44 protein-coding genes are annotated in these 25,316 nt (G+C 42.5%); 6 read left to right on the top strand and 38 right to left on the bottom strand.

What is annotated here, in order from left to right:
- Positions 1-369 precede the first annotated feature (369 nt).
- Complete coding sequence (locus ACYUCW_RS15660) at positions 370-933, top strand: gamma carbonic anhydrase family protein (RefSeq protein ID WP_004249682.1); 564 nt, start codon at positions 370-372, stop codon at positions 931-933.
- Here ACYUCW_RS15660 and ACYUCW_RS15655 read toward each other — a convergent pair.
- Genes ACYUCW_RS15655 through dprA form a run of 5 tightly spaced genes read right to left on the bottom strand, consistent with a single transcriptional unit; the run spans position 909 to position 4,299 of the window.
- Positions 909-1,172: a DUF1488 family protein gene (locus tag ACYUCW_RS15655; protein WP_004249683.1), complete on the bottom strand. Its 264-nt coding sequence runs from the start codon at positions 1,170-1,172 to the stop codon at positions 909-911. The two genes, ACYUCW_RS15660 and ACYUCW_RS15655, sit on opposite strands and share 25 nt — an antisense overlap.
- The gene (gene aroE / locus ACYUCW_RS15650; RefSeq protein WP_004249684.1) at positions 1,169-1,993 is read right to left on the bottom strand and encodes a shikimate dehydrogenase; all 825 of its coding nucleotides are present in this window, start codon (positions 1,991-1,993) and stop codon (positions 1,169-1,171) included. The genes ACYUCW_RS15655 and aroE overlap by 4 nt, the downstream gene beginning before the upstream one ends.
- 7 nt (positions 1,994-2,000) lie before the next feature.
- The gene (tsaC, locus tag ACYUCW_RS15645) at positions 2,001-2,570 is read right to left on the bottom strand and encodes an L-threonylcarbamoyladenylate synthase type 1 TsaC (RefSeq protein WP_004249883.1); all 570 of its coding nucleotides are present in this window, start codon (positions 2,568-2,570) and stop codon (positions 2,001-2,003) included.
- Complete coding sequence (locus ACYUCW_RS15640) at positions 2,563-3,120, bottom strand: DNA topoisomerase family protein (protein ID WP_163748705.1); 558 nt, start codon at positions 3,118-3,120, stop codon at positions 2,563-2,565. Before ACYUCW_RS15640 ends, tsaC begins: the two co-directional genes overlap by 8 nt.
- Positions 3,121-3,138: 18 nt before the next feature.
- Positions 3,139-4,299: a DNA-processing protein DprA gene (dprA, locus tag ACYUCW_RS15635; RefSeq protein WP_163748707.1), complete on the bottom strand. Its 1,161-nt coding sequence runs from the start codon at positions 4,297-4,299 to the stop codon at positions 3,139-3,141.
- 131 nt (positions 4,300-4,430) lie between these two features.
- On the opposite strand from dprA, the gene def reads away from it, so the two are divergent.
- The 5 genes from def (at position 4,431) to mscL (ending at position 9,291) form a co-directional block, all read left to right on the top strand.
- Complete coding sequence (def, locus tag ACYUCW_RS15630; RefSeq protein WP_004246933.1) at positions 4,431-4,946, top strand: peptide deformylase; 516 nt, start codon at positions 4,431-4,433, stop codon at positions 4,944-4,946.
- Between the two features lie 26 nt (positions 4,947-4,972).
- Entirely contained in the window at positions 4,973-5,923 is a 951-nt protein-coding gene (fmt, locus tag ACYUCW_RS15625) for a methionyl-tRNA formyltransferase (protein ID WP_004249886.1), read from the top strand.
- A 96-nt stretch (positions 5,924-6,019) separates the two neighbouring features.
- Positions 6,020-7,288: a 16S rRNA (cytosine(967)-C(5))-methyltransferase RsmB gene (gene rsmB / locus ACYUCW_RS15620; RefSeq protein ID WP_460408982.1), complete on the top strand. Its 1,269-nt coding sequence runs from the start codon at positions 6,020-6,022 to the stop codon at positions 7,286-7,288.
- Positions 7,289-7,400: 112 nt separating this feature from the next.
- The gene (trkA, locus tag ACYUCW_RS15615; RefSeq protein WP_004246936.1) at positions 7,401-8,777 is read left to right on the top strand and encodes a Trk system potassium transporter TrkA; all 1,377 of its coding nucleotides are present in this window, start codon (positions 7,401-7,403) and stop codon (positions 8,775-8,777) included.
- Positions 8,778-8,883: 106 nt separating this feature from the next.
- A complete protein-coding gene (gene mscL / locus ACYUCW_RS15610) occupies positions 8,884-9,291 on the top strand; it encodes a large-conductance mechanosensitive channel protein MscL (protein WP_004246937.1) in 408 nt (135 codons plus the stop codon).
- Between the two features lie 3 nt (positions 9,292-9,294).
- On the opposite strand, the gene ACYUCW_RS15605 is transcribed toward mscL, so the two are convergent.
- The 33 genes from ACYUCW_RS15605 to ACYUCW_RS15445 all read right to left on the bottom strand — a co-directional run.
- On the bottom strand, positions 9,295-9,498 hold the full coding sequence (locus tag ACYUCW_RS15605; RefSeq protein WP_004246938.1) for an alternative ribosome-rescue factor A: 204 nt from the start codon (positions 9,496-9,498) through the stop codon (positions 9,295-9,297).
- 60 nt (positions 9,499-9,558) lie between these two features.
- Positions 9,559-9,972, bottom strand: coding sequence for a Zn(2+)-responsive transcriptional regulator (zntR, locus tag ACYUCW_RS15600; protein WP_460408980.1), 414 nt, complete (start codon positions 9,970-9,972; stop codon positions 9,559-9,561).
- Positions 9,973-10,233: 261 nt separating this feature from the next.
- Positions 10,234-10,620 (bottom strand): 50S ribosomal protein L17, encoded by a 387-nt coding sequence (gene rplQ, locus ACYUCW_RS15595; RefSeq protein ID WP_004246940.1) that lies wholly within the window; start codon positions 10,618-10,620, stop codon positions 10,234-10,236.
- Between the two features lie 37 nt (positions 10,621-10,657).
- Positions 10,658-11,647: a DNA-directed RNA polymerase subunit alpha gene (locus ACYUCW_RS15590; protein WP_004246941.1), complete on the bottom strand. Its 990-nt coding sequence runs from the start codon at positions 11,645-11,647 to the stop codon at positions 10,658-10,660.
- Between the two features lie 25 nt (positions 11,648-11,672).
- Complete coding sequence (gene rpsD, locus ACYUCW_RS15585; protein WP_004246942.1) at positions 11,673-12,293, bottom strand: 30S ribosomal protein S4; 621 nt, start codon at positions 12,291-12,293, stop codon at positions 11,673-11,675.
- Between the two features lie 36 nt (positions 12,294-12,329).
- Positions 12,330-12,719, bottom strand: coding sequence for a 30S ribosomal protein S11 (rpsK, locus tag ACYUCW_RS15580; RefSeq protein ID WP_002919257.1), 390 nt, complete (start codon positions 12,717-12,719; stop codon positions 12,330-12,332).
- A gap of 16 nt (positions 12,720-12,735) precedes the next feature.
- Complete coding sequence (gene rpsM, locus ACYUCW_RS15575) at positions 12,736-13,092, bottom strand: 30S ribosomal protein S13 (RefSeq protein ID WP_004249689.1); 357 nt, start codon at positions 13,090-13,092, stop codon at positions 12,736-12,738.
- Between the two features lie 144 nt (positions 13,093-13,236).
- Positions 13,237-13,353 (bottom strand): 50S ribosomal protein L36, encoded by a 117-nt coding sequence (gene rpmJ, locus ACYUCW_RS15570; protein ID WP_012368691.1) that lies wholly within the window; start codon positions 13,351-13,353, stop codon positions 13,237-13,239.
- 44 nt (positions 13,354-13,397) lie between these two features.
- The gene (gene secY / locus ACYUCW_RS15565) at positions 13,398-14,720 is read right to left on the bottom strand and encodes a preprotein translocase subunit SecY (RefSeq protein WP_460408977.1); all 1,323 of its coding nucleotides are present in this window, start codon (positions 14,718-14,720) and stop codon (positions 13,398-13,400) included.
- A gap of 7 nt (positions 14,721-14,727) precedes the next feature.
- The gene (gene rplO / locus ACYUCW_RS15560) at positions 14,728-15,162 is read right to left on the bottom strand and encodes a 50S ribosomal protein L15 (RefSeq protein WP_004246944.1); all 435 of its coding nucleotides are present in this window, start codon (positions 15,160-15,162) and stop codon (positions 14,728-14,730) included.
- A 3-nt stretch (positions 15,163-15,165) separates the two neighbouring features.
- The gene (gene rpmD / locus ACYUCW_RS15555; RefSeq protein WP_012368690.1) at positions 15,166-15,345 is read right to left on the bottom strand and encodes a 50S ribosomal protein L30; all 180 of its coding nucleotides are present in this window, start codon (positions 15,343-15,345) and stop codon (positions 15,166-15,168) included.
- A 5-nt stretch (positions 15,346-15,350) separates the two neighbouring features.
- Positions 15,351-15,851, bottom strand: coding sequence for a 30S ribosomal protein S5 (rpsE, locus tag ACYUCW_RS15550; RefSeq protein WP_004246946.1), 501 nt, complete (start codon positions 15,849-15,851; stop codon positions 15,351-15,353).
- 14 nt (positions 15,852-15,865) lie between these two features.
- Positions 15,866-16,219 (bottom strand): 50S ribosomal protein L18, encoded by a 354-nt coding sequence (gene rplR, locus ACYUCW_RS15545; RefSeq protein WP_004246947.1) that lies wholly within the window; start codon positions 16,217-16,219, stop codon positions 15,866-15,868.
- A gap of 9 nt (positions 16,220-16,228) precedes the next feature.
- Entirely contained in the window at positions 16,229-16,762 is a 534-nt protein-coding gene (gene rplF, locus ACYUCW_RS15540; protein WP_004246948.1) for a 50S ribosomal protein L6, read from the bottom strand.
- A gap of 14 nt (positions 16,763-16,776) precedes the next feature.
- The gene (gene rpsH / locus ACYUCW_RS15535) at positions 16,777-17,169 is read right to left on the bottom strand and encodes a 30S ribosomal protein S8 (RefSeq protein ID WP_004246950.1); all 393 of its coding nucleotides are present in this window, start codon (positions 17,167-17,169) and stop codon (positions 16,777-16,779) included.
- A gap of 32 nt (positions 17,170-17,201) precedes the next feature.
- A complete protein-coding gene (gene rpsN, locus ACYUCW_RS15530; RefSeq protein WP_004246951.1) occupies positions 17,202-17,507 on the bottom strand; it encodes a 30S ribosomal protein S14 in 306 nt (101 codons plus the stop codon).
- A gap of 12 nt (positions 17,508-17,519) precedes the next feature.
- Positions 17,520-18,059, bottom strand: coding sequence for a 50S ribosomal protein L5 (rplE, locus tag ACYUCW_RS15525; protein ID WP_004246952.1), 540 nt, complete (start codon positions 18,057-18,059; stop codon positions 17,520-17,522).
- 13 nt (positions 18,060-18,072) lie between these two features.
- Positions 18,073-18,387, bottom strand: coding sequence for a 50S ribosomal protein L24 (gene rplX / locus ACYUCW_RS15520; protein ID WP_004246953.1), 315 nt, complete (start codon positions 18,385-18,387; stop codon positions 18,073-18,075).
- A gap of 10 nt (positions 18,388-18,397) precedes the next feature.
- Positions 18,398-18,769: a 50S ribosomal protein L14 gene (rplN, locus tag ACYUCW_RS15515; protein WP_004246955.1), complete on the bottom strand. Its 372-nt coding sequence runs from the start codon at positions 18,767-18,769 to the stop codon at positions 18,398-18,400.
- Between the two features lie 176 nt (positions 18,770-18,945).
- The gene (gene rpsQ / locus ACYUCW_RS15510) at positions 18,946-19,200 is read right to left on the bottom strand and encodes a 30S ribosomal protein S17 (protein ID WP_004246956.1); all 255 of its coding nucleotides are present in this window, start codon (positions 19,198-19,200) and stop codon (positions 18,946-18,948) included.
- Complete coding sequence (gene rpmC, locus ACYUCW_RS15505) at positions 19,200-19,391, bottom strand: 50S ribosomal protein L29 (RefSeq protein WP_004238624.1); 192 nt, start codon at positions 19,389-19,391, stop codon at positions 19,200-19,202. The genes rpsQ and rpmC overlap by 1 nt, the downstream gene beginning before the upstream one ends.
- The gene (rplP, locus tag ACYUCW_RS15500) at positions 19,391-19,801 is read right to left on the bottom strand and encodes a 50S ribosomal protein L16 (RefSeq protein ID WP_004246957.1); all 411 of its coding nucleotides are present in this window, start codon (positions 19,799-19,801) and stop codon (positions 19,391-19,393) included. Before rplP ends, rpmC begins: the two co-directional genes overlap by 1 nt.
- Positions 19,802-19,813: 12 nt before the next feature.
- Positions 19,814-20,515: a 30S ribosomal protein S3 gene (gene rpsC, locus ACYUCW_RS15495; protein ID WP_004246958.1), complete on the bottom strand. Its 702-nt coding sequence runs from the start codon at positions 20,513-20,515 to the stop codon at positions 19,814-19,816.
- A 17-nt stretch (positions 20,516-20,532) separates the two neighbouring features.
- Positions 20,533-20,865, bottom strand: a complete 333-nt coding sequence (gene rplV, locus ACYUCW_RS15490) for a 50S ribosomal protein L22 (RefSeq protein WP_004246959.1) — start codon at positions 20,863-20,865, stop codon at positions 20,533-20,535.
- A 14-nt stretch (positions 20,866-20,879) separates the two neighbouring features.
- The gene (rpsS, locus tag ACYUCW_RS15485; protein WP_004246960.1) at positions 20,880-21,158 is read right to left on the bottom strand and encodes a 30S ribosomal protein S19; all 279 of its coding nucleotides are present in this window, start codon (positions 21,156-21,158) and stop codon (positions 20,880-20,882) included.
- A 14-nt stretch (positions 21,159-21,172) separates the two neighbouring features.
- Complete coding sequence (gene rplB, locus ACYUCW_RS15480; RefSeq protein ID WP_004246961.1) at positions 21,173-21,997, bottom strand: 50S ribosomal protein L2; 825 nt, start codon at positions 21,995-21,997, stop codon at positions 21,173-21,175.
- 19 nt (positions 21,998-22,016) lie between these two features.
- Positions 22,017-22,319 (bottom strand): 50S ribosomal protein L23, encoded by a 303-nt coding sequence (gene rplW, locus ACYUCW_RS15475; protein ID WP_004246962.1) that lies wholly within the window; start codon positions 22,317-22,319, stop codon positions 22,017-22,019.
- Entirely contained in the window at positions 22,316-22,921 is a 606-nt protein-coding gene (gene rplD / locus ACYUCW_RS15470) for a 50S ribosomal protein L4 (RefSeq protein WP_004246964.1), read from the bottom strand. The genes rplW and rplD overlap by 4 nt, the downstream gene beginning before the upstream one ends.
- A gap of 16 nt (positions 22,922-22,937) precedes the next feature.
- Positions 22,938-23,567: a 50S ribosomal protein L3 gene (rplC, locus tag ACYUCW_RS15465; protein ID WP_004246966.1), complete on the bottom strand. Its 630-nt coding sequence runs from the start codon at positions 23,565-23,567 to the stop codon at positions 22,938-22,940.
- Positions 23,568-23,599: 32 nt separating this feature from the next.
- Complete coding sequence (gene rpsJ, locus ACYUCW_RS15460; RefSeq protein ID WP_001181005.1) at positions 23,600-23,911, bottom strand: 30S ribosomal protein S10; 312 nt, start codon at positions 23,909-23,911, stop codon at positions 23,600-23,602.
- A 365-nt stretch (positions 23,912-24,276) separates the two neighbouring features.
- Entirely contained in the window at positions 24,277-24,750 is a 474-nt protein-coding gene (gene bfr, locus ACYUCW_RS15455; RefSeq protein WP_004246967.1) for a bacterioferritin, read from the bottom strand.
- A gap of 77 nt (positions 24,751-24,827) precedes the next feature.
- A complete protein-coding gene (gene bfd, locus ACYUCW_RS15450) occupies positions 24,828-25,025 on the bottom strand; it encodes a bacterioferritin-associated ferredoxin (protein ID WP_004246968.1) in 198 nt (65 codons plus the stop codon).
- 202 nt (positions 25,026-25,227) lie between these two features.
- A partial coding sequence (locus tag ACYUCW_RS15445) for an EF-Tu C-terminal domain-related protein (protein ID WP_196761731.1) occupies positions 25,228-25,316 on the bottom strand: 89 nt, incomplete at its 5' end.

The following is a 25,316-nucleotide window of genomic DNA, read 5'->3' as shown; positions in this document are numbered from 1 at the left end:
TTCCCTTTCCGTCGTTGCTGTTGTCAGCTCATCGTCGGTCAGTGGGTGCGCATTATAGGGGCTTCTCAGATTAGCGCAAGTATTTATTTCAATTTTTTTTCTGTTCGCTCTATTTTTAAGCTACACGTCTATTTTTGACACTAAAACCCCGCTAGTAGCACAAAAATTATACTACCAATAACCGTTTTGTCTATTCGTTATCTTCTATCGATCATCATCGATCCACTTACTTTTATTATCATCGCTATTTATTTCAGTTAAAAATAATACTCTGGATTATTCTCTCGTCAGATATAGCTGCTCACTGCTATGCTTTTCTATATTACAATTACAGCAAAGTACCGCCACAATATTCGTATGAGGTCAATCATGAGCCATTCCACTATTAGAAGTTACTTACACTTATCACCTTCCATTGCTAAAGATGTTTATATTGACGTGACAGCCACTGTTATTGGTGATGTACGCCTTAGTGAAGATGTCAGCATTTGGCCAATGGTTGTGATCCGCGGTGATGTTAACTATGTCAGTGTAGGAGCAAGGACTAATATTCAAGATGGCTCAGTGCTACATGTTACACATGCATCAGAAAATACCCCTAATGGTTTTCCTCTCATCATCGGTGATGATGTGACTGTTGGACACAAAGCAATGTTACATGGGTGTACAATCGGAAACCGAGTATTAGTCGGCATGGGATCAATCTTACTTGATGGTGCAATTATTGAAGATAATGTTTTGATCGGCGCAGGAAGCCTAGTACCACCTGGTAAACGACTAGAAAGTGGTTTTCTTTATTTAGGTAGCCCAGTAAAAAAGATCCGCCCACTCACGCCCGCAGAAATACAACACTTTATCTACTCTGCTAATAATTACGTAAAGTGGAAGAACGACTATTTATCAACGGCTCATTCCGCCATTGATAAACAGTAAAATGGATGAAGAGTTGACACTTCATACAGCTTAGCCAACTCTTCAAATTCTTCTTCAATTTCCCATCGATGCTGTTTAAACAAACAAAGACCATTACTATTATCACCAAAGCGTGCCTTTAGCTCTTGTTCGGTGATTTGGCAATCAAATAACATTCCATTGACCATGATAGGGAAAAGAACGCAATTTTGATCTTCAAGCCACTGCTCACGATCAGGAAATTGAATGGATTGATTCATTTATTCAAATTTTCTCTTAAAATATTTATTGTTGGATTAATATCAGGTACTCGCTCATACCATAACTCAACGGCATAAGCGGCTTGCCCTACCAGCATACCTAGGCCATCAGATAAGCGTGTACTACCATTTTTTAATGCATGGTATAAAAAAGAAGTCATACCTGCCTTATAATACAAATCATAACAAGCAGTTTTAAAACCATAAGCACTATCAGGTATAGGAGGAATATCGTCCGTCATACTAGATGAAGAGGCGTTAATAATTAGATCATAATGTTTATCTGTAACATTTTGTGGAGCACTAGCTCTAATTGTACCAAATTGGCTAAATTCTTGTGCTAATTGTTGTGCTTTTTCAACAGTGCGATTAGTCAAAGTAATATCACAATTATAATTTAATAATGGTAATAATATCCCTCGTGTAGCACCACCAGCCCCAATAACAAGAACCGATAATATTTTTCCGGGGATAATAAAATCCAACCTAGCTAAATCAAGAATTAAGCCCTGACCATCAGTATTATCACCTAATAACGTGCCGTCATCTAATTTTAAAATAGTATTAACAGCACCACAGGCTTGTGCTCTTTGTGTTAATTTATCCACAAAGCGAAAAGCATCTTCCTTAAAAGGAACGGTAACATTAGCTCCACGTCCACCTTGAGAAAAAAATTGCGTTGCTACTTTATCAAATTCGCCTAATGGAACCAGTAAACGCCCATATTCATAATCAATCCCTGACTGTTTCGAAAAAAGCTGATGAATAAAAGGAGATTGACTATGTTCAATGGGATTGCCCATCACTACATATTTTTCCATAGCATCATTATCCTTGTCGATATAGCTCACCTGTGAGTGCATCTCTAATTTCAGAAGGATTTTTTCTGCCACCAACCTCGCCATTTACAATAGCAATTCGATTACGAAACTGCTCTTGTACTTCTTCAACACTACGGCATGGAGGAAGTCCGCTTAAATTTGCGCTGGTTGATACTAATGGTTTGCCATAAGCCACACATAATGCTTTCACAATAGGGTGATCCGTAACCCTTACAGCTAAGGAAGAAAACCGCCCTGTTAGCCATTTTGGCGTTGTTGACTTAGCTGGAATAACCCAAGTGATTGGGCCTGGCCAAGAGGCAAACATCCGCTCCCGCTGTTCTTGAGTCAATGCGTTATCATCAATATAAGGTTTTAATTGTTCATAGTTATCAGCAATTAAAATAAGCCCTTTCTCAATGGCTCTCTGTTTTAACTCAAGTAATGCCATTACCGCGCTTTCACTATCAGGATCACAACCGACACCAAACACAGCTTCTGTTGGATAGGCAATAACTTGATTATTTTGCAGTGCTTCTATAATTGTATTATTTACAGGTGATACTTCGTTATTCATGTTCTTCTCTTTTTGTTTGTTGCTTGCCACACAATTTGCTGGCGCACACTAATCTTACTCCTTGAGAAGACCTCTTTTCCATCAATAATGGATAATGACAATATTCGCACTCACCATTAATCGGTTTGTTATTTAGTACAAATTGACATTCAGGATATTGGTTACAAGCATAAAATATTTTACCAAACCGAGACTTACGCTGTAATAATTTGCCCTTTTCGCACTGAGGACAATGAATCACAGTCTCATCAGGTTTATCAATTTGTTCTATATGCTCACAAGCAGGATAATTGCTACAGCCTATAAACATGCCAAACTTACCTTGTCGTAAAACTAAATCTGCGCCACAACATTGGCAAGGCTGTCCTTCTAATACTTTAATAACCTGTCCATCGTCTTGAGATTTCAACGCCTTAATATAATGGCAATTAGGATAAGCAGAACATCCTAGAAAAGGGCCATGGCCACCATTTCTTATAATTAAATCACTGCCACATTCAGGACATTTTTCTTGCTCAGATGGATGCGTAAACGGCATTATTTTTGCCATTGTCTTACCTCATAACACTTATTCCAATCGAATATAGCCACCCGCCACAATAGCGACTTTTTCGATAAGCTCAAGCTCTAATAAAAGAGGAGCTAAATCTGATGTGGATAAACCGCTCTTATTCGCAATAATATCAATCGGGATAGCTTTATCAAAACCTAACAAAGGCAATATCAAATTTATTGATTGCTGTTGAGTGGGTGTAAGTTTTTCAATTTCTAATCGCATATTGCTGGACTCTTTTTTATTGTTGGTAGCTGAGCCAACCTCTGCGATATGCTCGTCCTGTAAATCATCATTATGATTAAAGATTAACCACTGCAAAGAGCTATTTAAATATTCCATAATATCATCTGGCGAAGAGGCTAAATTCGCCCCCTGTTTTAGCAACTGATGATTTCCTTCAAAGTGTGAATTACCGAGTAATCCGGGTAACACAAACAATTCTTTGCCTTGTTGTAGAGCATAATTGGCAGTGATTAAAGATCCACTTTTTATGCCAGCTTCTACAATTAAGAGAGCTGAACTCAATCCACTAATAATTCTATTCCTTTGCGGGAAATGACGAGCTAAAGGAGGTGCCATCGGGAGATGCTCTGAAACAAGAACACCCGACTCTTTGATTTGCTCTGCTAGTCGACGATGAAATGATGGGTAAATTTGTTCTAAACCACTCCCTAATACAGCAATAGTGACGCCATGATGTTTTAAAGCACTACGATGTCCAACACCATCAATCCCTTGCGCCAACCCGCTTGTAATTGTGAATTTATTTTTCACGAGCTGTTGTGCAAAATAAGTCGCCCACTTAGTTCCATACTGTGTAGCATCTCTACTACCAATTAATGCAATTTGTGTGCTTTTTAAATGCTCTTTATTACCTGCAACAAAAAGCAAAAGAGGTGGAGAAGATATTTGTTTTAATAGCAAAGGATAATCTGAATCAGAAATTGTTAAGAGTGATGATTCATTTTTATCTAGCCACTTTAATGTACTTTTGACACAATTTGCCTGAAGCCTCATAAATTGGTGACTTTGTTGTTCTGATAGGCCACATTCTAGTAACACTTTACGATTTAGTTGCGTCAATGATTGTAAGTATTCCACCACCTTAATCGCTTTATTTACTGGCAATCTTGAAACAACATTAAGTCTTATCCATATTTCTCTGGCATCCATGCATTATCCTAGTGTTATTTTTTAACATACAAGGTGAGTGCTAAACTCAGCAAATACTGTCAATCCAGACAATAAATGTCTAGAATAGACGTTAATTCTCATTCACATTTTAGAAACAGTCCAAATAAATTATGGCAGTATTACACGTATTACATTATCCAGACGAGCGCCTTCGCACCATTGCAAAGCCAGTCGAAAAAGTTGATGCCGAAATTCAAAAAATTGTCGATGATATGTTTGAAACAATGTATTTGGAAGAAGGTATCGGTTTAGCTGCGACACAGGTGGATATCCACCAGCGCATCATCGTCATTGATATCTCTGAAACACGAGATCAAAAACTGGTACTCATTAATCCAGAACTTCTTGATCAGGAAGGTGATACCGGAATAGAGGAAGGTTGTTTATCAATACCTGAACAACGCGCATTTGTGCCTCGTGCAGAGCGCGTAAAAGTAAGAGCGCTTGATTACAACGGACAACCTTTTGAATTAGAAGCTGATGACTTACTCGCTATTTGTATTCAACATGAGATGGATCATTTAGTTGGCAAATTATTTGTGGATTATTTATCTCCATTAAAACGCCAACGTATCCGCCAGAAAGTTGAAAAGCTCGATAAGAGAAGAGCAAAAGCGGGACAATAGAGATTTACTTGTAACAGGAAAAAAACGTGTCTGATTCATTACGTATTATCTTTGCGGGAACACCCGACTTTGCAGCCCGACATTTAGCTGCTCTGTTATCAACTCAACATCATATTGTTGGGGTATTAACGCCACCAGATAAACCCGCAGGAAGAGGTAAGAAGCTGACGATTAATCCAGTGAAAGAACTGGCATTAACTAATAACATTCCTGTTTATCAACCGACATCGTTAAAACCAGAAGAGAATCATGAGTGGATCAAAGCACTACTACCTGACGTTATGATTGTTGTTGCTTATGGTATGATTTTACCCAAAGCAGTACTTGATATCCCTCGTTTAGGTTGCTTAAACGTCCATGGCTCTCTTCTACCTAAATGGCGAGGTGCTGCACCTATCCAACGTGCCTTATGGGCGGGCGATACAGAAACTGGCGTCACCATTATGCAAATGGATGTTGGTTTAGATACTGGCGATATGCTTTATAAAGCATCATGCCCAATTACTCATCAAGACACGAGTGCTTCTCTTTATGCTAAATTAGCAGAGCTGGGGCCTAAAGCACTAATTAATACATTAGATCTTATCATTAGCGGTGAGTTAAAAGCGGAAAAACAAGATGATAGCCTAGCGAATTACGCAGAAAAGCTATCAAAGGAAGAAGCAAAAATTAATTGGTCGTTATCTGCACAACAGATAGAACGTTGTATTAGAGCGTTTAATCCATGGCCTATGAGCTTTTTTATGCTCGATGATCAGCCGGTGAAAGTATGGGAAGCGCAAGTTATCGCGTCGGATAATACCAATCAAATACCAGGTACATTATTGAAAGCAGATAAAACAGGCATTTATATCGTAACAGGTGAAGGTATTTTAAATATCACCAAGCTTCAACCATCAGGTAAAAAACCTATGGCATCAGCCGATTTCCTAAATTCCAAACGAGATTGGTTTACCCCTGGGAAAATCATTCAATAATGATACTACCCCTTGAAATAACAATATTTCAGGGGGTCCTTTTTTCACGCCAATATTATTCTTCTCTGGCGGCCAATATATAAACGCTAATTCACTATGAAAACGTCATACAACTTACGCAGTATTGCAGCAAAGGCAATAGCTCAAGTTTTAGATCAAGGCTTATCATTAAGTTCGGTGATCCCTGAATTACAAAAAAACATTTCAGATAAAGACAAAGCGCTCTTGCAAGAGCTCTGCTTTGGTACCTTACGTACCTTGCCCCAGCTAGAATGGATCATCCAACAACTAATGGATAAACCACTGAAAGGTAAACAACGAATTTTACATTACCTCATTATGGTCGGTTTATATCAGCTCCTTTATACTCGAGTTCCTGCCCATGCAGCACTCGCTGAAACTGTTAACGGTGCGATCGCACTGAAAAAACCACAATTAAAAGGGTTAATTAACGGTGTATTACGCCAATTTCAGCGTCAACAAGATGTATTAATGGAACGTTTCCAAAATAATGATAGCCGTTATTTGCACCCTTCTTGGTTACTCACACGAATAAAAAATGCCTACCCTGAGCTATGGGAAAGTATTATTGAAGGAAATAACCAAAAGCCGCCAATGTGGTTACGGGTAAATCAAATACATCATTCACGTGAACAGTACTTAGCGCTGCTTGAAAAAAAAGGGATCAGCGCGTTCTCCGATGACCACCACCCCAATGCTATTCGTTTAGAAACACCTTGTAATGTTCACCTGTTACCGGGATTTAATGAGGGGTGGGTCACAGTTCAAGACCGCAGTGCTCAGCGTTGTGCAGAATTACTAGCGCCACAAAATAACGAACAAATTCTTGATTTATGTGCAGCTCCTGGGGGAAAAACAACCCATATCTTAGAAATAGCCCCTAAAGCACATGTTCTCGCCATTGATATAGATGAGCAACGTTTAGCCAGAGTTAAAGAAAATCTAAACCGCTTAAAGCTACATGCCACAGTCAAAAGTGGTGATGGACGTTATCCAGAGCAATGGTGTGCAAATATGCAATTTGACAGGATCTTACTTGATGCTCCTTGCTCAGCAACTGGCGTTATACGTCGCCATCCAGATATCAAATGGCTACGTCGTAATGAAGACATAGCTCAGTTAGCGCAAATTCAAAAAGAAATATTACATGCTATATGGCCATACCTAAAATCAGGCGGCACATTAGTTTATGCTACTTGTTCTATTTTACCGGAAGAAAATAGCCAACAAATTGCAGCCTTCTTATCGTCAATGCAAGATGCTCAATGTGACTATCAGCATCAATGCTTACCGGAGCAATATAGCGGTGATGGCTTCTTTTATGCGCTGATCAACAAAAAATGATCTTCTGATAAAAGATGATATCAGATCTAAAAGAAGCTACTATTCCAACACAAGATCGATGTGAACAGACATTGATCTTTTATTTGTTAATCGAATATTCTGAGAACTGACGATGAAAATTATTATCTTAGGCGCAGGTCAAGTGGGTGGCACTCTCGCTGAAAATCTTGTCGGTGAGAATAACGATATTACTGTTGTCGATACTGATGCTACCCGTTTACGTCAACTTCAAGATAAATTTGATTTAAGAGTTGTAAATGGTCATGGATCTCATCCGAGAGTCTTAAGAGAAGCGGGGGCTGAAGATGCGGATATGCTAGTTGCCGTCACAAATTCTGACGAAACAAATATGATAGCATGCCAAGTCGCTTATACTTTATTTAATACTCCCAATAAAGTTGCTCGTATCCGAGCCTCTGAATTTGTTCGTGAAGCAGATAAACTTTTTTTACCAGAAGCAATTCCTATTGATTACCTCATCTCCCCTGAACACCTCGTTATAGATTATATCTATAAACTAATTCAATACCCCGGTGCCCTACAGGTAGTAAACTTTGCTGAAGGTCAAGTCAGTATCGTGGCAGTAAAAGCCTACTATGGTGGATCACTTGTGGGTAATGCACTATCCACTCTACGTGATCATATGCCACATATTGATACTCGTGTTGCGGCTATCTTTCGCCAAGATAGACCTATTCGCCCTCAAGGATCGACCATTATTGAAGCGGGTGATGAGGTCTTTTTCGTGGTGGCATCACAACATATTCGCGCAGTAATGAGTGAGCTACAACGATTAGAAAAACCTTATAAACGCATTATGATTGTTGGTGGCGGAAACGTTGGAGCAGGATTAGCGGCAAGATTAGAAAAAGATTATAGCGTTAAGCTGATTGAGCATAATCAACAACGTGCTACCGAGTTAGCAGAGCTCCTCCATGATACTATCGTGTTTTATGGTGATGCATCTGATCAAGAGCTACTCGCTGAAGAGCATATTGAGCAAATCGATGTCTTTATTGCACTCACTAATGATGATGAAGCAAATATCATGTCCGCAATGCTCGCAAAACGTATGGGGGCAAAAAAAGCCATGGTACTTATTCAACGCAGTGCTTATGTTGATTTAGTCCAAGGTGGAGTCATTGATATTGCCATCTCTCCGCAACAAGCCACTATTTCAGCACTATTAGGTCATGTTCGCAAAGCAGATATTGTCAGTGTCTCCTCATTACGTCGCGGTGTTGCTGAAGCTATTGAAGCCATTGCACATGGTGATGAAAATACCTCAAAAGTTGTCGGTAGACGTATTCAAGATATCAAACTTCCGCCAGGCACAATTATCGGCGCCATTGTCCGCAATGAAGATGTCATTATTGCCAATGCAAGTCACTCAATAGAACAAGGTGACCATGTGATCATGTTTATTACAGATAAAAAATATGTTCCTGAAGTAGAAAAACTGTTCCAACCTAGTCCATTTTTCTTATAACTCTAGTGTAGAAATAAGAATAGTAGTGATTGTTACTGATACTGATCTATTATTATTATCTAAACACATATTTTTATATCTAGATCCATACTAATAAGGGGTGGTTATGGCTTTTTTCAAAGAGTTTCGTGAATTTGCAATGAAAGGCAATGTTGTTGACATGGCAGTCGGTGTCATCATTGGTGCCGCATTCGGAAAAATTGTTTCATCCTTAGTAGCTGATGTGATTATGCCTCCATTAGGCTTACTCATTGGAGGGATCGATTTTAAACAATTTAGTTTAGTACTAAGAGAGGCTCATGGGGATATACCTGCCGTTATCTTAAACTATGGTGCCTTTATACAAACTGTTTTTGATTTTGCCATTGTCGCGTTTGCTATTTTCTGTGCGATTAAATTAATTAATAAGATGCGCAGACAAGAAGAAGAGCAACCTAAAGCACCACCTGCACCTTCAGCAGAAGAAACTTTATTAACAGAAATCCGTGATCTATTAAAAAATCAGCAAAAATAAAAACTAAAAGGCCAGTGATAACAATTGAAAATATTTGTTATCACTGGCCTCCCAGTTACCTTTCTTATTATGTTTTGCCTTTCTCATATAGCTGCCTTTGCCTTTCTTATTTTTTTCTACCCGTTGTCTAAATAAAGGATCATGAACAAGTGCAGCTAACGCATTATCTTTGATCACACCTTTTTGGTGCTGATATTTGCTAGACATAAAAACCTCTTAAATTATTAAAGAACATAAAGCATAGAACAACAATCTTCAGTGCAGATATTATTGCTTTGTCGCTCCAGATTCAAGTATTTCTAGAATTGAACAATATGTACTTTCATGAGCGGTTCCACAGCAAGCATTGCTTAACATTTTTAAAGAATCACGCATCTTTTCCATTTCTTTTAGACGAGCCTCAACTTCTGCTAGCCTAGCATCAACAATATGTTTTGATTCTACACAAGTATGATGCGCAGGATCGACTCTAACTGAAAGTAACTCAGTAATAGCATCCAGAGTAAAGCCTAACTCTTTGGCATAACGAATAAAGCGTAATCTTTGCAAATCTTGTTCTGTATACAGACGATAGCCACCTTCTGTCCGTCTATCATGTTCCATCAATCCTTGTTTTTCATAAAAACGGATAGTATCTGTTGTAACATTCGCTAATTTTGCAATTTGGCCGATGCGATACATTGATCACTCCTCAAACTAATGATAAGTAAGCATAACAAATAACCAAAAAAATAGAATTGAAATATAGTGCGATACTTAATACTTACTTTCGCACAATAGCAGCATATTCAAAAGTAAATATATAACACCCACATAAATAAAGAAGTAGCGAGTCATTAAAGGGAGGAACCAATAAATTTAAATTTATTGCTAATCTATAGCAATAAAAAAACCGGATTAAAAAATCCGGTCTTTTTATTCGCTTCGCTAAATAATAATTTATTATTCAGCAGCTGCTTCTGTTTCAGAATCAGCACGGTCAACAAGCTCAATGTAAGCCATTGGAGCATTGTCACCTGCACGGAAGCCACACTTCAGAATACGAGTGTAACCACCTGCACGGCTCGCAAAACGCGGACCTAATACTGTAAACAGTTTTGCCACGACTTCGTTGTCACGAGTACGGGCGAATGCCAGACGACGATTAGCTACGCTGTCGGTCTTGGCAAGAGTAATCAGCGGCTCAACGACGCGACGCAGTTCTTTCGCTTTAGGCAAAGTTGTCTTGATGATTTCATGACGAACTAAAGAACCTGCCATGTTGCGAAACATAGCCTGACGATGGCTGCTGTTGCGGTTCAATTGACGACCACTCTTACGATGGCGCATGACCTTATCCTTCTCAGTAAAACCTTAACCTGTGATCTTATTCATCAGCGATACTTGCAGGTGGCCAATTCTCAAGGCGCATGCCTAGAGATAAACCACGCGACGCCAGTACGTCTTTAATCTCAGTAAGAGATTTCTTACCAAGGTTAGGCGTCTTAAGTAATTCAACTTCAGTACGCTGTACCAGATCACCGATGTAGTGGATTGCTTCTGCCTTCAGACAGTTAGCAGAGCGGACAGTCAATTCAAGATCGTCAACTGGGCGCAGCAGGATCGGATCGAACTCTGGCTTCTCTTCTTTAACTTCAGGCTGACGAACATCACGTAAGTCAACAAAAGCTTCAAGCTGTTCAGCCAGGATAGTCGCTGCACGGCGAATCGATTCTTCTGGATCGATAGTACCGTTAGTCTCCATCTCGATTACCAGCTTATCCAAGTCGGTACGTTGTTCAACACGCGCTGCTTCCACAGTATAAGCGATTCGCTCAACTGGGCTATAACACGCATCTACTAGTAAACGACCGATAGGGCGCTCATCTTCTTCCGAATGAATTCGGGCAGAAGCCGGCACATAACCACGACCACGCTGAACTTTGATACGCATATTAATAGATGCGTTTTCGTCTGTAAGGTGGCAGATAACGTGCTGCGGCTTGACGATTTCGACATCACCGTCATGGATGATATCGGCTGCAATAACAGGGCCAATGCCAGATTTGCTCAAAGTAAGAATTACTTCATCTTTACCATGAACTTTTACCGCCAACCCCTTAAGGTTGAGCAGTATTTCTAGGATATCTTCCTGAACACCTTCTTTGGTGCTGTACTCATGCAGTACACCATCAATCTCAACCTCTGTTACCGCACAACCCGGCATAGACGAAAGCAGAATACGGCGCAGTGCGTTACCTAGAGTGTGGCCGAAGCCTCGCTCTAATGGCTCAAGGGTCACCTTGGCGTGCGTCGAACTCACTTGCTCGATATCAACCAGGCGCGGTTTTAGAAACTCTGTCACAGAACCCTGCATTGTGTCCTCTCTTTGGTGCTAAGCCTTACTTGGAGTAAAGCTCGACGATCAGGTGCTCGTTAATGTCCGCAGACAAGTCAGTACGTTCAGGAATACGTTTGAACACACCTTCCATCTTAGCAGCATCAACTTCCAGCCATGTTGGCTTTTCACGCTGTTCAGCCAGCTCTAAAGCAGCCTTAATACGAGACTGTTTTTTCGATTTTTCACGAACGCTGACTACGTCATTCGGGGAAACCTGATAAGAAGCAATATTAACCACGCGACCATTTACCATGATTGCTTTGTGGCTAACCATCTGACGTGCTTCTGCGCGAGTTGCGCCAAAGCCCATACGATAAACAACGTTATCCAGACGACCTTCTAACAGAGTAAGTAAGTTCTCACCTGTGTTGCCTTTCAGACGTGTTGCTTCTTTGTAGTAGTTACGGAATTGACGCTCTAGAACACCGTAAATACGACGTACTTTTTGTTTTTCACGTAACTGAACACCGTAATCAGACAGACGCGGTTTACGTGCGCCGTGCTGACCTGGTGCTTGTTCCAGTTTACACTTGGTGTCAATCGCCCGAACGCCAGATTTCAGAAATAAATCTGTACCTTCGCGACGGCTCAGCTTGAGCTTAGGACCCAAATATCTTGCCATTTTCTTTCTCCAACTATCCTAAAAACGAAACCGTTATTAAACGCGACGTTTTTTCGGTGGACGACAACCGTTATGAGGAATCGGAGTCACATCAGTAATATTAGTGATGCGGAAACCAGCCGCGTTTAATGCACGGATAGTTGACTCACGACCAGGACCAGGTCCTTTTACCATAACTTCCAAGTTCTTAATTCCGTACTCTTTAACAGCTTCAGCGCAACGTTCTGCTGCAACCTGAGCCGCAAACGGAGTAGATTTACGAGAACCACGGAAACCGGAACCACCGGCAGTAGCCCAACCCAACGCGTTACCTTGACGGTCTGTAATAGTAACGATTGTGTTGTTGAAAGAAGCATGGATATGAGCCACACCGTCAGAGACTTGTTTTCTTACACGCTTACGTGCACGAATAGGTGCTTTTGCCATTGTTCAAATACCCCGATTATTTCTTGATCGGCTTACGCGGACCCTTACGGGTACGTGCGTTAGTCTTAGTACGCTGACCGCGAACTGGTAGACCACGACGATGACGTAAACCACGGTAAGTACCAAGATCCATCAGACGTTTGATGCTCAGGGTAACTTCACGACGTAGATCACCTTCTACAACGTATTTGGCAACTTCGTCACGCAGCTTGTCGATTTGCTCTTCAGACAGCTCACTGATCTTAACATTTTCAGCAATACCCGTTGCTTCACAGATAGCCTGTGAACGAGTTTTACCAATGCCGTAAATCGATGTTAAAGCGATTACGGTATGTTTATGATCAGGAATGTTAATGCCTGCTATACGGGCCACTATGCACTCCTAAATTAACTTTATACAGTACTATTCTGAAAAGCCCGTTTTCAGGATACTCAAACAATACTGTATGATTATAAATGATTGGGCTGGCTAATTTAGCCAGCTCAACCGAACTTTGCAAGAAAAAAATGCAATAATTTAGCCTTGACGCTGTTTATGCTTAGGGTCAACACTGCAAATTACACGCACGTGGCCGTGACGTCTAACGATTTTGCAGTTACGGCACATTTTCTTGACGGAAGCACGAACTTTCATTTTTACTCTCCGTAACTTCTAAAACAAACCCATCTTATCGGTAATTAGCCTTTAAGGTTTGCTTTTTTCAATGCAGACTCATACTGACTTGACATCAGGAGAGTTTGCACTTGAGCCATAAAATCCATGATGACCACAACCACGATTAAGAGGGAAGTACCACCAAAATAGAAAGGTACTTTCATTGCGTCACGCATGAACTCCGGGATGAGACAGATAAAGGTAATGTACAGGGCACCGATTAAGGTTAAACGTGTCATCACTTTATCTATATATTTAGCCGTCTGCTCTCCCGGGCGAATTCCTGGTACAAATGCACCGGACTTCTTCAGGTTATCTGCCGTTTCTCTTGGGTTGAAAACCAACGCCGTATAGAAGAAACAGAAGAAGATGATTGCAGCAGCGTATAGTAACACATAAATAGGTTGACCAGGCTGTAAATTTAAAGAAATTGTCGTCAGCCAACCCCATCCTGTACCATCGCCAAACCAAGAGGTTATTGTACCAGGAAACAGAATAATACTTGAAGCAAAAATTGCCGGTATTACACCCGCCATATTTACCTTAAGTGGTAGATGTGTACTTTGTGCCGCGTATATTCTACGCCCTTGTTGACGTTTTGCATAGTTAACAACGATACGACGTTGTCCTCTTTCTACAAAAACAACAAAGAAAGTTACCGCGAACACCAATACTGCAACCAACAATAACAGGAGGAAGTGCAGTTCGCCTTGCCGCGCCTGCTCGATGGTTTGACCAATGACAGGTGGAAGACCTGCAACGATACCTGCAAAGATAATGATTGAGATACCGTTACCAATACCACGTTCAGTGATTTGCTCACCTAACCACATCAGGAACATTGTCCCTGTGACTAAGCTCACAACAGCCGTAATATAGAATGGTAAGCCTGGATTAATAACCAGACCTTGCATTCCTGGCATATTCGGTAAGCCTGTTGCGATACCAATAGATTGGAATATCGCCAGCACCAAAGTACCATAACGGGTATATTGGCTGATCTTACGACGACCGGCCTCCCCTTCCTTCTTAATCTCCGCTAACCGAGGGTTAACCACTGATAATAGTTGGATAATAATCGATGCCGAAATATAAGGCATGATACCCAGCGCAAAGATAGAAGCACGGCTAAGAGCACCACCAGAGAACATGTTAAACATTTCAATGATGGTGCCTTTTTGCTGATCGAGCAATTTGGCAAGCACAGTGGCATCAATACCAGGGATAGGAATAAAAGAGCCAATCCTAAAGACAATTAGTGCACCAAGAACAAACAGTAATCTGCGTTTTAGTTCACCTATACCACCTTTAGCACTCTGAAAATCTAACCCTGGTTGTTTAGCCATCTGTCACTTATTCCTCAATTTTACCGCCAGCTGATTCGATTGCTGCACGGGCACCTTTGGTAACACGCAGACCACGAATAGTCACTGCACGGTTAACCTCGCCAGACAGAATTAATTTTGCAAATTCAATCTGTGGGCCAACAACGTTTGCGGCTTTCAGTGCATTCAGATCGATTACATCGCCTTCAACATAAGCCAAATCAGACAGACGGATTTCCGCAGTCACGAATGATTTACGTGAAGTAAAACCAAATTTTGGTAAACGACGGTATAAAGGCATCTGACCACCTTCAAAACCACGACGTACGCCACCGCCAGAACGAGATTTCTGACCTTTGTGACCACGGCCGCCAGTTTTACCCAGGCCAGAACCGATACCACGACCTACACGTTTAGGCGCATGCTTGGCACCTTCAGCCGGAGACAGAGTATTTAAACGCATCTCTTACTCCTCAACTTTAACCATATAGGAAACCAAGTTGATCATACCGCGAACTGCTGGTGTATCTTCGCGTTCTACAGTGTGACCGATGCGACGCAGACCTAAACCAGCCATAGTTGCCTTATGTTTAGGCAGACGGCCGATTAAACTGCGTGTTTGAGTAATTTTAATAGTCTTAGCCATGGTCATTACCCCAGAATTTCTTCAACGGATTTACCACGCTTAGCTGCGACCATTTCTGGAGACTTCATGCTATCTAAAGCGTCCAGTGTTGCACGAACGACGTTAATCGGATTCGTGGAACCATAGGTTTTAGCCAGTACGTTACGAACGCCAGCCACTTCTAGAACTGCACGCATTGCACCACCTGCGATGATACCAGTACCTTCATGAGCAGGCTGCATAAATACGCGAGAACCTGTATGAGTACCTTTAATAGGGTGGAACAGAGTACCGTTGTTTAAAGCGACGGTTTTCATATTGCGACGGGCTTTTTCCATCGCTTTCTGGATTGCTGCCGGAACTTCGCGAGCTTTGCCATATCCAAAACCAACGCGGCCATTACCATCACCAACTACTGTAAGAGCGGTGAAGCTAAAGATACGACCACCTTTAACGGTTTTCGATACGCGGTTTACCGCGATCAGCTTTTCCTGCAGTTCGCCAGCTTGTTTCTCGATGTGAGCCATCTTACACTCCTACCTTAGAACTGAAGGCCAGCTTCACGGGCAGCATCTGCCAGTGCCTGGACTCGACCATGATATTGGAAACCGGAACGGTCAAATGATACTGATTTGATACCTTTTTCCAGAGCGCGTTCAGCAACAATTTTACCAACTACTGCTGCTGCTTCTTTGTTTCCAGTGTTTTTCAGTTGCTCAATGATAGCTTTTTCTGTAGTAGAAGCGGCCACCAAAGTTTCAGAACCGTTTGGTGCAATAACCTGCGCATAAATATGGCGAGGGGTACGATGTACCACCAGGCGAGTCGCACCCAGTTCCTGGAGCTTACGGCGTGCGCGGGTCGCACGACGGATACGAGCTGCTTTCTTATCCATAGTGTTACCTTACTTCTTCTTAGCCTCTTTGATACGCACAACTTCGTCGGCGTAACGAATACCTTTACCTTTATAAGGTTCAGGGCGACGGTAAGCACGCAGTTCAGCTGCTACTTGACCAATCACTTGCTTATCCGCACCTTTCAGTAGGATTTCAGTTTGTGTTGGACATTCAGCAGTGATGCCTGCTGGCAGTTGGTGTTCCACTGGATGTGAATAACCTACTGATAAGTTAACTGTGTTGCCCTTAACAGACGCACGATAACCTACACCTACCAGTTGCAGTTTCTTAGTGAAGCCTTCGGTAACACCTACAACCATTGCATTTAGCAGTGAACGAGTAGTACCCGCTTGTGCCCATGCATCAGCATAACCATCGCGTGGTGCGAAAGTTAGTTGGTTGTCAGCATGTTGAATTTCAACTGCATTATGGATAGTACGAGTAAGCTCGCCGTTTTTACCCTTAATCGTAATTACCTGACCGTTGAGTTTAACCTCTACGCCGGCAGGAATGACGACGGGTGCTTTTGCCACACGAGACATTCTTTCCTCCCGAATTAAGCTACGTAGCAGATAATCTCGCCACCAAGACCTGCTTGGCGAGCTGCACGATCAGTCATAACACCTTTTGAGGTAGAAACAACAGCGATGCCCAGTCCTGCCATAACTTGTGGCAGCTCATCTTTTCTTTTATAGATGCGCAGACTTGGACGGCTTACGCGCTGAATGCTTTCTACTACAGCCTTACCTTGGAAATATTTTAAAGTGATTTCCAGTTCTGGCTTAGTGTCGCCTTCAATTTTAAAATCTTCGATATAACCTTCTTCCTTAAGCACGTTGGCAATCGCCACTTTCAGCTTGGAGGAAGGCATTGTGACCGCAACTTTATTCGCGGCCTGACCGTTACGGATACGGGTCAGCATATCCGCGATGGGATCTTGCATGCTCATCTGTCTTTACTCCCGTGATTCAATTAGGGTGATTACCAGCTAGCCTTTCTAAGGCCCGGGATTTCACCGCGCATAGCGGCTTCACGGACTTTAATACGGCTTAGGCCAAATTTCCGCAGGAAACCGTGCGGACGTCCAGTTTGACGGCAGCGGTTACGCTGACGTGAAGGACTTGAATCACGTGGCAGTGTTTGCAGTTTCAGAACAGCATTCCAACGATCTTCATCAGATACGTTTACATCTGAAACGATAGCTTTCAGTTCTGCGCGTTTTGCGAAGAATTTCTCAGCTAAATTCGCACGTTTTACATCACGTGCTTTCATAGATTTCTTAGCCATGAATGCCCTGCCTTACTTGCGGAACGGGAAGTTAAACGCTGCTAACAATGCGCGACCTTCATCATCAGATTTCGCAGTCGTAGTAATGGTAATATCCAAACCACGAACACGATCCACTTTATCGTAATCGATTTCAGGGAAGATGATTTGTTCACGCACGCCCATGCTGTAGTTACCACGTCCATCGAATGATTTAGCGGACAAACCACGGAAGTCACGGATACGTGGTACAGCAATAGAGATCAGACGTTCAAAGAACTCCCACATGCGTTCGCCACGCAGGGTCACTTTACAGCCGATCGGATAGCCCTGGCGGATTTTGAAGCCTGCAACAGATTTGCGTGCTTTGGTGATCAGAGGTTTTTGACCTGAGATTGCTGCTAAATCAGCTGCTGCATTATCCAGCAGTTTTTTATCAGCAATTGCTTCACCAACACCCATGTTCAGGGTGATCTTCTCGACCCGAGGGACTTGCATGACAGAATGGTAACCAAACTGAGACATCAGTTTTTGGACTACCTCGTCTTTGTAGTAATCATGCAGTTTCGCCATCGTATACTCCAAATTACTTGATAGTTTCTTTATTAGATTTGAAGAAACGAACTTTTTTGCCGTCTTCGAATCTAAAACCTACACGGTCAGCCTTGCCGGTTGCCGCATTGAAGATTGCAACGTTAGAAACTTGAATTGCAGCTTCTTTTTCAACGATGCCACCTGGTTGGTTCAGAGCCGGTACTGGCTTCTGATGTTTTTTAACCAGATTGATACCTTCAACGATAACTTTACCAGAAGAAAGAACCTGTTTTACTTTACCGCGCTTACCTTTATCTTTACCAGTTAGCACGATAACTTCGTCTTCACGACGGATTTTCGCTGCCATTGCCTGCTCCTTAGAGTACTTCAGGTGCCAGAGAGATTATTTTCATAAACTTCTCGTTACGAAGTTCACGAGTAACCGGCCCAAAAATACGCGTACCAATAACTTGCTCGCTGTTGTTGTTTAACAATACACAAGCGTTGCTATCGAAGCGAATGACAGAACCGTCAGGGCGACGAACACCCTTCTTGGTGCGCACCACTACCGCTTTCAGTACATCACCTTTCTTAACTTTACCACGTGGAATTGCTTCTTTAATGGTAATTTTGATGATGTCACCTACATCTGCGTAGCGACGGTGCGAGCCACCTAGAACCTTGATACACATTACGCGACGTGCACCGGAGTTGTCGGCCACGTTCAGCATAGTCTGTTCTTGGATCATTTTAGTGCTCCGCTAAATGTCAACTACTACTGAGCCACTTCCACATTAGAAGAGGCCGTTCAATATCCCATAATACGAGGGAGCGGCATTATAACACCACATTCTCGATATGGACAGAAAAAATAAACGGCTCGTTCAGTTTTGAGCCGTTTATTTCGTATGAAAAGGCTATTTTATTACAGAACAGCTTTTTCTACAACGCGAACTAACGCCCAAGACTTAGTCTTAGAGATAGGACGTGTTTGACGAATTTCTACTACGTCACCCATGCCACATTCGTTGTTCTCGTCATGTACATGCAGTTTAGTCGTACGACGGATGAATTTACCATATAATGGATGTTTCACCATACGATCGATAGCAACAACAACAGATTTTTCCATTTTGTCACTTACCACACGACCTTGCAGAGTACGGATTTTATCGGTCATTACGCACCCGCCTTCTCAGTCAGTAAAGTCTTAACGCGTGCGATATTACGACGCACTTGTTTCAACAGATGAGACTGTTGTAACTGACCACTTGCTGCCTGCATACGCAGATTGAACTGCTCACGCAGTAAGTTCAGCAATTCAGTGTTCAGCTCTTCAACGCTCTTTTCGCGCAGCTCTTTTGCTTTCATTACATCACCGTCTTAGTTACAAAGGTGGTTTTGATAGGCAGTTTTGCTGCCGCTAGCTGAAATGCTTCACGGGCCACTTCTTCAGGCACACCATCCATTTCATATAGGACTTTACCTGGCTGGATCAAGGCAACCCAATACTCTACGTTACCTTTACCTTTACCCATACGGACTTCGAGCGGCTTTTCAGTGATTGGTTTGTCTGGGAACACACGGATCCAGATTTTACCCTGACGCTTAACTGCACGGGTCATTGCACGACGTGCCGCTTCGATCTGACGTGCAGTCAGACGACCACGGCCCACAGCTTTAAGACCGTAAGTCCCGAAGCTTACATCCGTACCTATAGCTAAGCCACGGTTGCGGCCTTTATGCACTTTACGGAATTTTGTACGCTTAGGTTGTAACATCAGCGACTCTCCTTACTTGCGGCCTTTACGCTGCTGCTTTTTAGGTTGAGCGGCTGGTTTTTCCGCCTGTTCAACCGCAGCCATACCACCCAGGATCTCACCTTTGAAGATCCATACCTTAACGCCGAGCACACCATAAGTAGTATGTGCTTCTGAGGTATTGTAGTCGATATCTGCACGCAGAGTGTGCAGAGGTACACGACCTTCACGATACCATTCAGTACGAGCGATTTCAGCGCCGCCTAAACGACCACTTACTTCCACTTTAATACCTTTAGCGCCTAAACGCATTGCGTTCTGTACCGCACGCTTCATAGCACGACGGAACATAACACGACGTTCCAGCTGTGAAGTGATGCTGTCAGCAACTAATTTTGCGTCCAGTTCAGGTTTACGTACTTCGGCGATATTAATTTGCGCAGGAACGCCAGCGATATCCGCTACGTTTTTACGCAGTTTTTCTACATCTTCACCTTTTTTACCGATAACGATACCTGGGCGAGCAGTGTGAATAGTCACACGGATGCTTTTCGCAGGACGTTCGATAACGATACGAGATACAGATGCTTTTGCCAGTTCTTTAGTTAAGTACTGGCGCACTTTAAAATCGCTGTCTAGGTTGTCAGCGAATTCATTGGTACCCGCATACCATGTGGAATTCCAAGGCTTGACAATGCCAAGGCGGATACCATTAGGATGTACTTTTTGACCCATTGCTAGTCTCCAGAGTCTCAGCGATCGGACACAACCACAGTGATGTGGCTGGTGCGCTTCAGAATACGATCTGCACGGCCTTTTGCACGAGGCATAATGCGCTTCATAGAAGGACCTTCGTCAACAAAGATCTTAGCTACTTTCAGATCATCAATGTCAGCGCCATCGTTGTGTTCTGCATTAGCAATAGCAGACTCGAGTACTTTCTTCACTAAACCAGCAGCTTTCTTGTTGGTATAGGTCAGAGTTTCCAGAGCTTGCGACACTTTCTTACCGCGAATCAGGTCTGCCACCAGGCGAACCTTCTGAGCAGAAGAACGAGCGTGGCGATGTATAGCGATAGTTTCCATCTCTTCCTCCTACCTTATTTCTTCTTAGCCTTTTTATCGGCTGCATGACCGCGATAAGTACGGGTCGGCGCGAATTCACCCAGTTTGTGACCAACCATTTCGTCGGAAACGTAAACTGGAACATGCTGACGACCATTATGGACAGCGATGGTCAAACCGATCATGTTAGGAAAGATCGTTGAACGACGGGACCAAGTCTTAACAGGCTTTTTGTCACCGCTTTCCACCGCTTTCTCTACCTTCTTCAGCAAGTGCAGGTCAATAAATGGACCTTTCTTGAGAGAACGTGGCATGGCTTATCCTCTAATTATTTCTTAGTACGACGATGAACGATAAAGTGTTCAGTGCGTTTGTTTTTACGAGTCTTCTTACCTTTGGTTTGAACGCCCCAAGGTGTTACAGGGTGTTTACCAAAGTTACGACCTTCACCACCACCGTGTGGGTGGTCTACTGGGTTCATCGCAGTACCGCGAACGGTAGGACGAATACCACGCCAGCGACTTGCACCAGCTTTACCCAGAACGCGTAACATGTGCTCAGAGTTACCTACTTCACCGATAGTTGCACGGCAATCAGAAGGGATCTTACGCATTTCACCAGAACGCAGACGAATAGTGACATAAGCACCATCACGCGCAACGATTTGAACGTAAGTACCAGCTGAACGAGCTAACTGACCACCTTTACCTGGTTTCATTTCTACGTTATGAACGGTAGAACCAACCGGGATATTACGCATTGGTAAGGTGTTACCCGTTTTGATAGCAGCATCAACGCCAGATTGAACTTTATCACCCGCTTTCAGGCCTTTTGGAGCCAGGATGTAGCGGCGTTCACCATCAGCATACAGCACTAAAGCGATGTTAGCTGAACGGTTTGGATCATATTCCAGACGTTCTACTGTCGCAGGGATACCATCTTTGTTGCGTTTAAAGTCAACAATACGGTAAGCCTGTTTGTGACCACCACCGATATGACGGGTAGTGATACGACCATTGTTGTTACGACCACCGGATTTGCTGTTCTTTTCCAGCAATGGCGCATAAGGTTTCCCTTTATGCAGCTCTGGGTTTACCACTTTAACTACGTGGCGACGGCCCGGAGACGTAGGTTTACATTTAACAATTGCCATTGTTCTTTACTCCTCCGACTTACTCAGCGCCGCCGACGAAGTCCAGATTCTGGCCTTCCTTCAGGGTGACGTAAGCTTTTTTCCAGTCGCTACGACGACCAATACGCTGACCGTGACGTTTCACTTTGCCTTTCATCAGCAGAGTGTTAACACTTTCAACTTCGACTTCAAACAGTTTTTGTACAGCTGCTTTAATCTCTGCTTTGGTCGCGTCTTTAGCAACTTTGAGAACGATGGTATTTGATTTTTCCATCGCGATAGAAGCTTTTTCAGATACATGCGGCGCGCGCAGTACTTTCAGCAGACGTTCTTCACGGATCATGCCAGCATCTCCTCAACTTGCTTCACAGCGTCAGCAGTCATGACGACTTTGTCGAAGGCGATTAAGCTAACTGGATCGATTGTTGCTGCATCACGAACGTCTACTTTGTATAAGTTACGTGCTGCTAAATACAGATTCTCATCAACTTCTGCTGTGACAATCAGTACATCTTCCAGAGCCATATCTTTCAGTTTCTGTGCTAAAAGCTTAGTTTTAGGCGCTTCAACAGAGAACTTCTCTACGACGATCAGACGATCTTGACGTACCAGTTCTGACAGAATGCTCTTCAGAGCACCGCGGTACATCTTTTTGTTTACTTTTTGACTGTGGTCCTGTGGTTTAGCTGCGAAGCTAACACCACCAGAGCGCCAAATTGGGCTCTTGATTGAACCTGAACGTGCACGACCTGTACCTTTCTGGCGCCATGGCTTTTTGCCTGAACCAGAAACTTCAGCACGAGTTTTCTGAGCACGAGTACCTTGACGAGCACCAGCAGCGTATGCAACGACTACTTGATGCACAAGCGCTTCGTTAAAGTCACGCCCGAAGGTAGTTTCGGAAACAGTCAGCGCGCCTTGCGCGTCTTTCATTACCAATTCCATTCCTATCTCCTCGACGTTACGCCTTGACAGCTGGTTTAACGATCAGGTCACTGCCAGTTGCACCTGGGACAGCACCTTTGACCAGCAGCAGGTTGCGCTCAGCGTCAACACGTACTACTTCCAGGCTCTGAACGGTAACTTGTTCGTTACCCAGTTGACCTGCCATTTTCTTGCCTTTAAATACACGACCCGGAGTCTGGTTCTGACCGATAGAACCCGGAACGCGGTGAGACAAGGAGTTACCGTGGGTAGCATCTTGAGTACGGAAGTTCCAGCGCTTTACAGTACCAGCAAAACCTTTACCTTTAGATGTTCCAGTAACGTCGACTTTTTTAACGTCAGCGAAAATTTCTACACTAATGCTTTGACCTACAGTGTATTCTTCGCCTTCGTTCAGACGGAATTCACGCAGTAAGCGGCCAGCTTCAACACCAGCTTTAGCAAAATGACCTGCTTCAGGTTTCAGTACACGGTTCGCTTTTTTGCTACCTGTAGTCACCTGAATTGCACGATAACCGTCTTTCTCTAGATCTTTGACCTGAGTAACACGGTTGTTTTCAATTTCGATAACGGTTACAGGGATTGAAACGCCATCTTCAGTGAAGATACGAGTCATTCCTACTTTTTTACCGACTAAACCAATCATTGTTTCAACCTCTCAATCGCTTGATGACCTGATTAACCTAGGCTGATCTGCACGTCTACGCCGGCAGCCAGATCCAGACGCATCAGAGCATCAACGGTTTTCTCGGTTGGCTCAACGATGTCAACCAGACGTTTGTGAGTGCGAATTTCATACTGATCACGCGCATCTTTATTAACGTGCGGAGAAATCAACACTGTGAAACGCTCTTTGCGAGTCGGCAGTGGGATTGGACCACGAACTTGCGCACCTGTGCGCTTAGCAGTCTCTACGATTTCCGCAGTTGATTGATCAATCAGACGATGATCAAAAGCTTTCAGGCGGATACGGATTCTTTGGTTCTGCATGAGACCAGAGCTCCAACTATTTTTTATAAACGTAAATGATTACTACTCGTACCCATTTCGATTGATGAGAGAGTGTAATCGTTCTGCATATAACTCCCCAATCGGGAGTATTATATTAATGCAATAAAAAAATCTGCATTAGCTGATAAATCAGCCCCACTAAATCAGTGAGCCTGCGCATTATACTTGCCTGAGAGATGAAATCAAGCCAAGAATAAAAAAACAGCGATAAAAATTATCTAGCCACAGCAAATTGAACTTAAAAAATAGAAAACAAAGGCAACAATAGCGTTACCTTTGCTTTTATAAATTCGATAGATAGCAATAAAGAAAGATTAGTACTTCTTTTATGCTAAAAGATGAGATCACTCTTCAATCATTTGCGCTTGAAGATAGTTTTGTAGTCCGATACGTTCAATAAGCTCTAGTTGGGTTTCAATCCAATCGATATGCCCTTCTTCATCCGTTAAGATTTCTAGCATCAGATCTCTGCTCACATAATCATGAATTGAATCAGCATAAGCGATAGCTTCACGTAAGTCTTTTGCTCCCCCTAATTCGAGTTCAAGATCTGAACGCAACATCTCTTCAACATCTTCACCGATATTGAGTTTTCCTAAATCTTGTAAGTTAGGGATACCTTCTAAAAATAAAATACGCTCAATATATTTATCAGCATGCTTCATTTCATCAATAGACTCATGGTATTCCATCGCATTAAGGCGAGTAAATCCCCAATTTTTAAACATACGGGCATGCAAGAAATACTGATTAATTGCAACAAGTTCACCACCTAATAATTTATTAAGGTGGGCTATCATTTTTTTATCACCTTTCATTTTTATGCTCCTTTGCTTCCAGTCTTTTTAGTGTAGACCTTTTATACAAAGTAGAGAGAAAGGAATATTAAAAACTGTTATGCAACTTCAGAAATTTGAGGATAAAGGAGGTGTTGTTCATCATCTATAAGTTGACGAGCTTGACGTATACATTTACCACAACAACTGCCTACAGGTAGGATTTGACGTAATTGATTGATTGTTCGAATTTGATGTTTATGAACAGTAGAGATAATTTTTTTATCACTCACACCATGACACAGACAGACATACATAATAACGACCTCATTAACTACCTATCAAGATAGTAAATGATAATCATTGTTATTTCAATTTCTATTTATCGTACAGATCTATCTAAGTGTGCTGATGATAATAAAAAATGAATAATGGCAATAAGCTAGTTATCGTTAATAGAGGCATAAACTAAAAAAGGGCATCATCAGATGCCCTTTTCAAAAATAATAAAGCTAGGAATTAACCTAATACTTTAGCAACAACACCCGCACCTACTGTACGGCCACCTTCACGGATTGCGAAGCGTAAACCTTCGTCCATTGCGATTG

The sequence above is a fragment of the Proteus sp. MB838 genome, from assembly GCF_054767435.1.
This window is presented reverse-complemented; position numbering and strand designations above follow the sequence as displayed.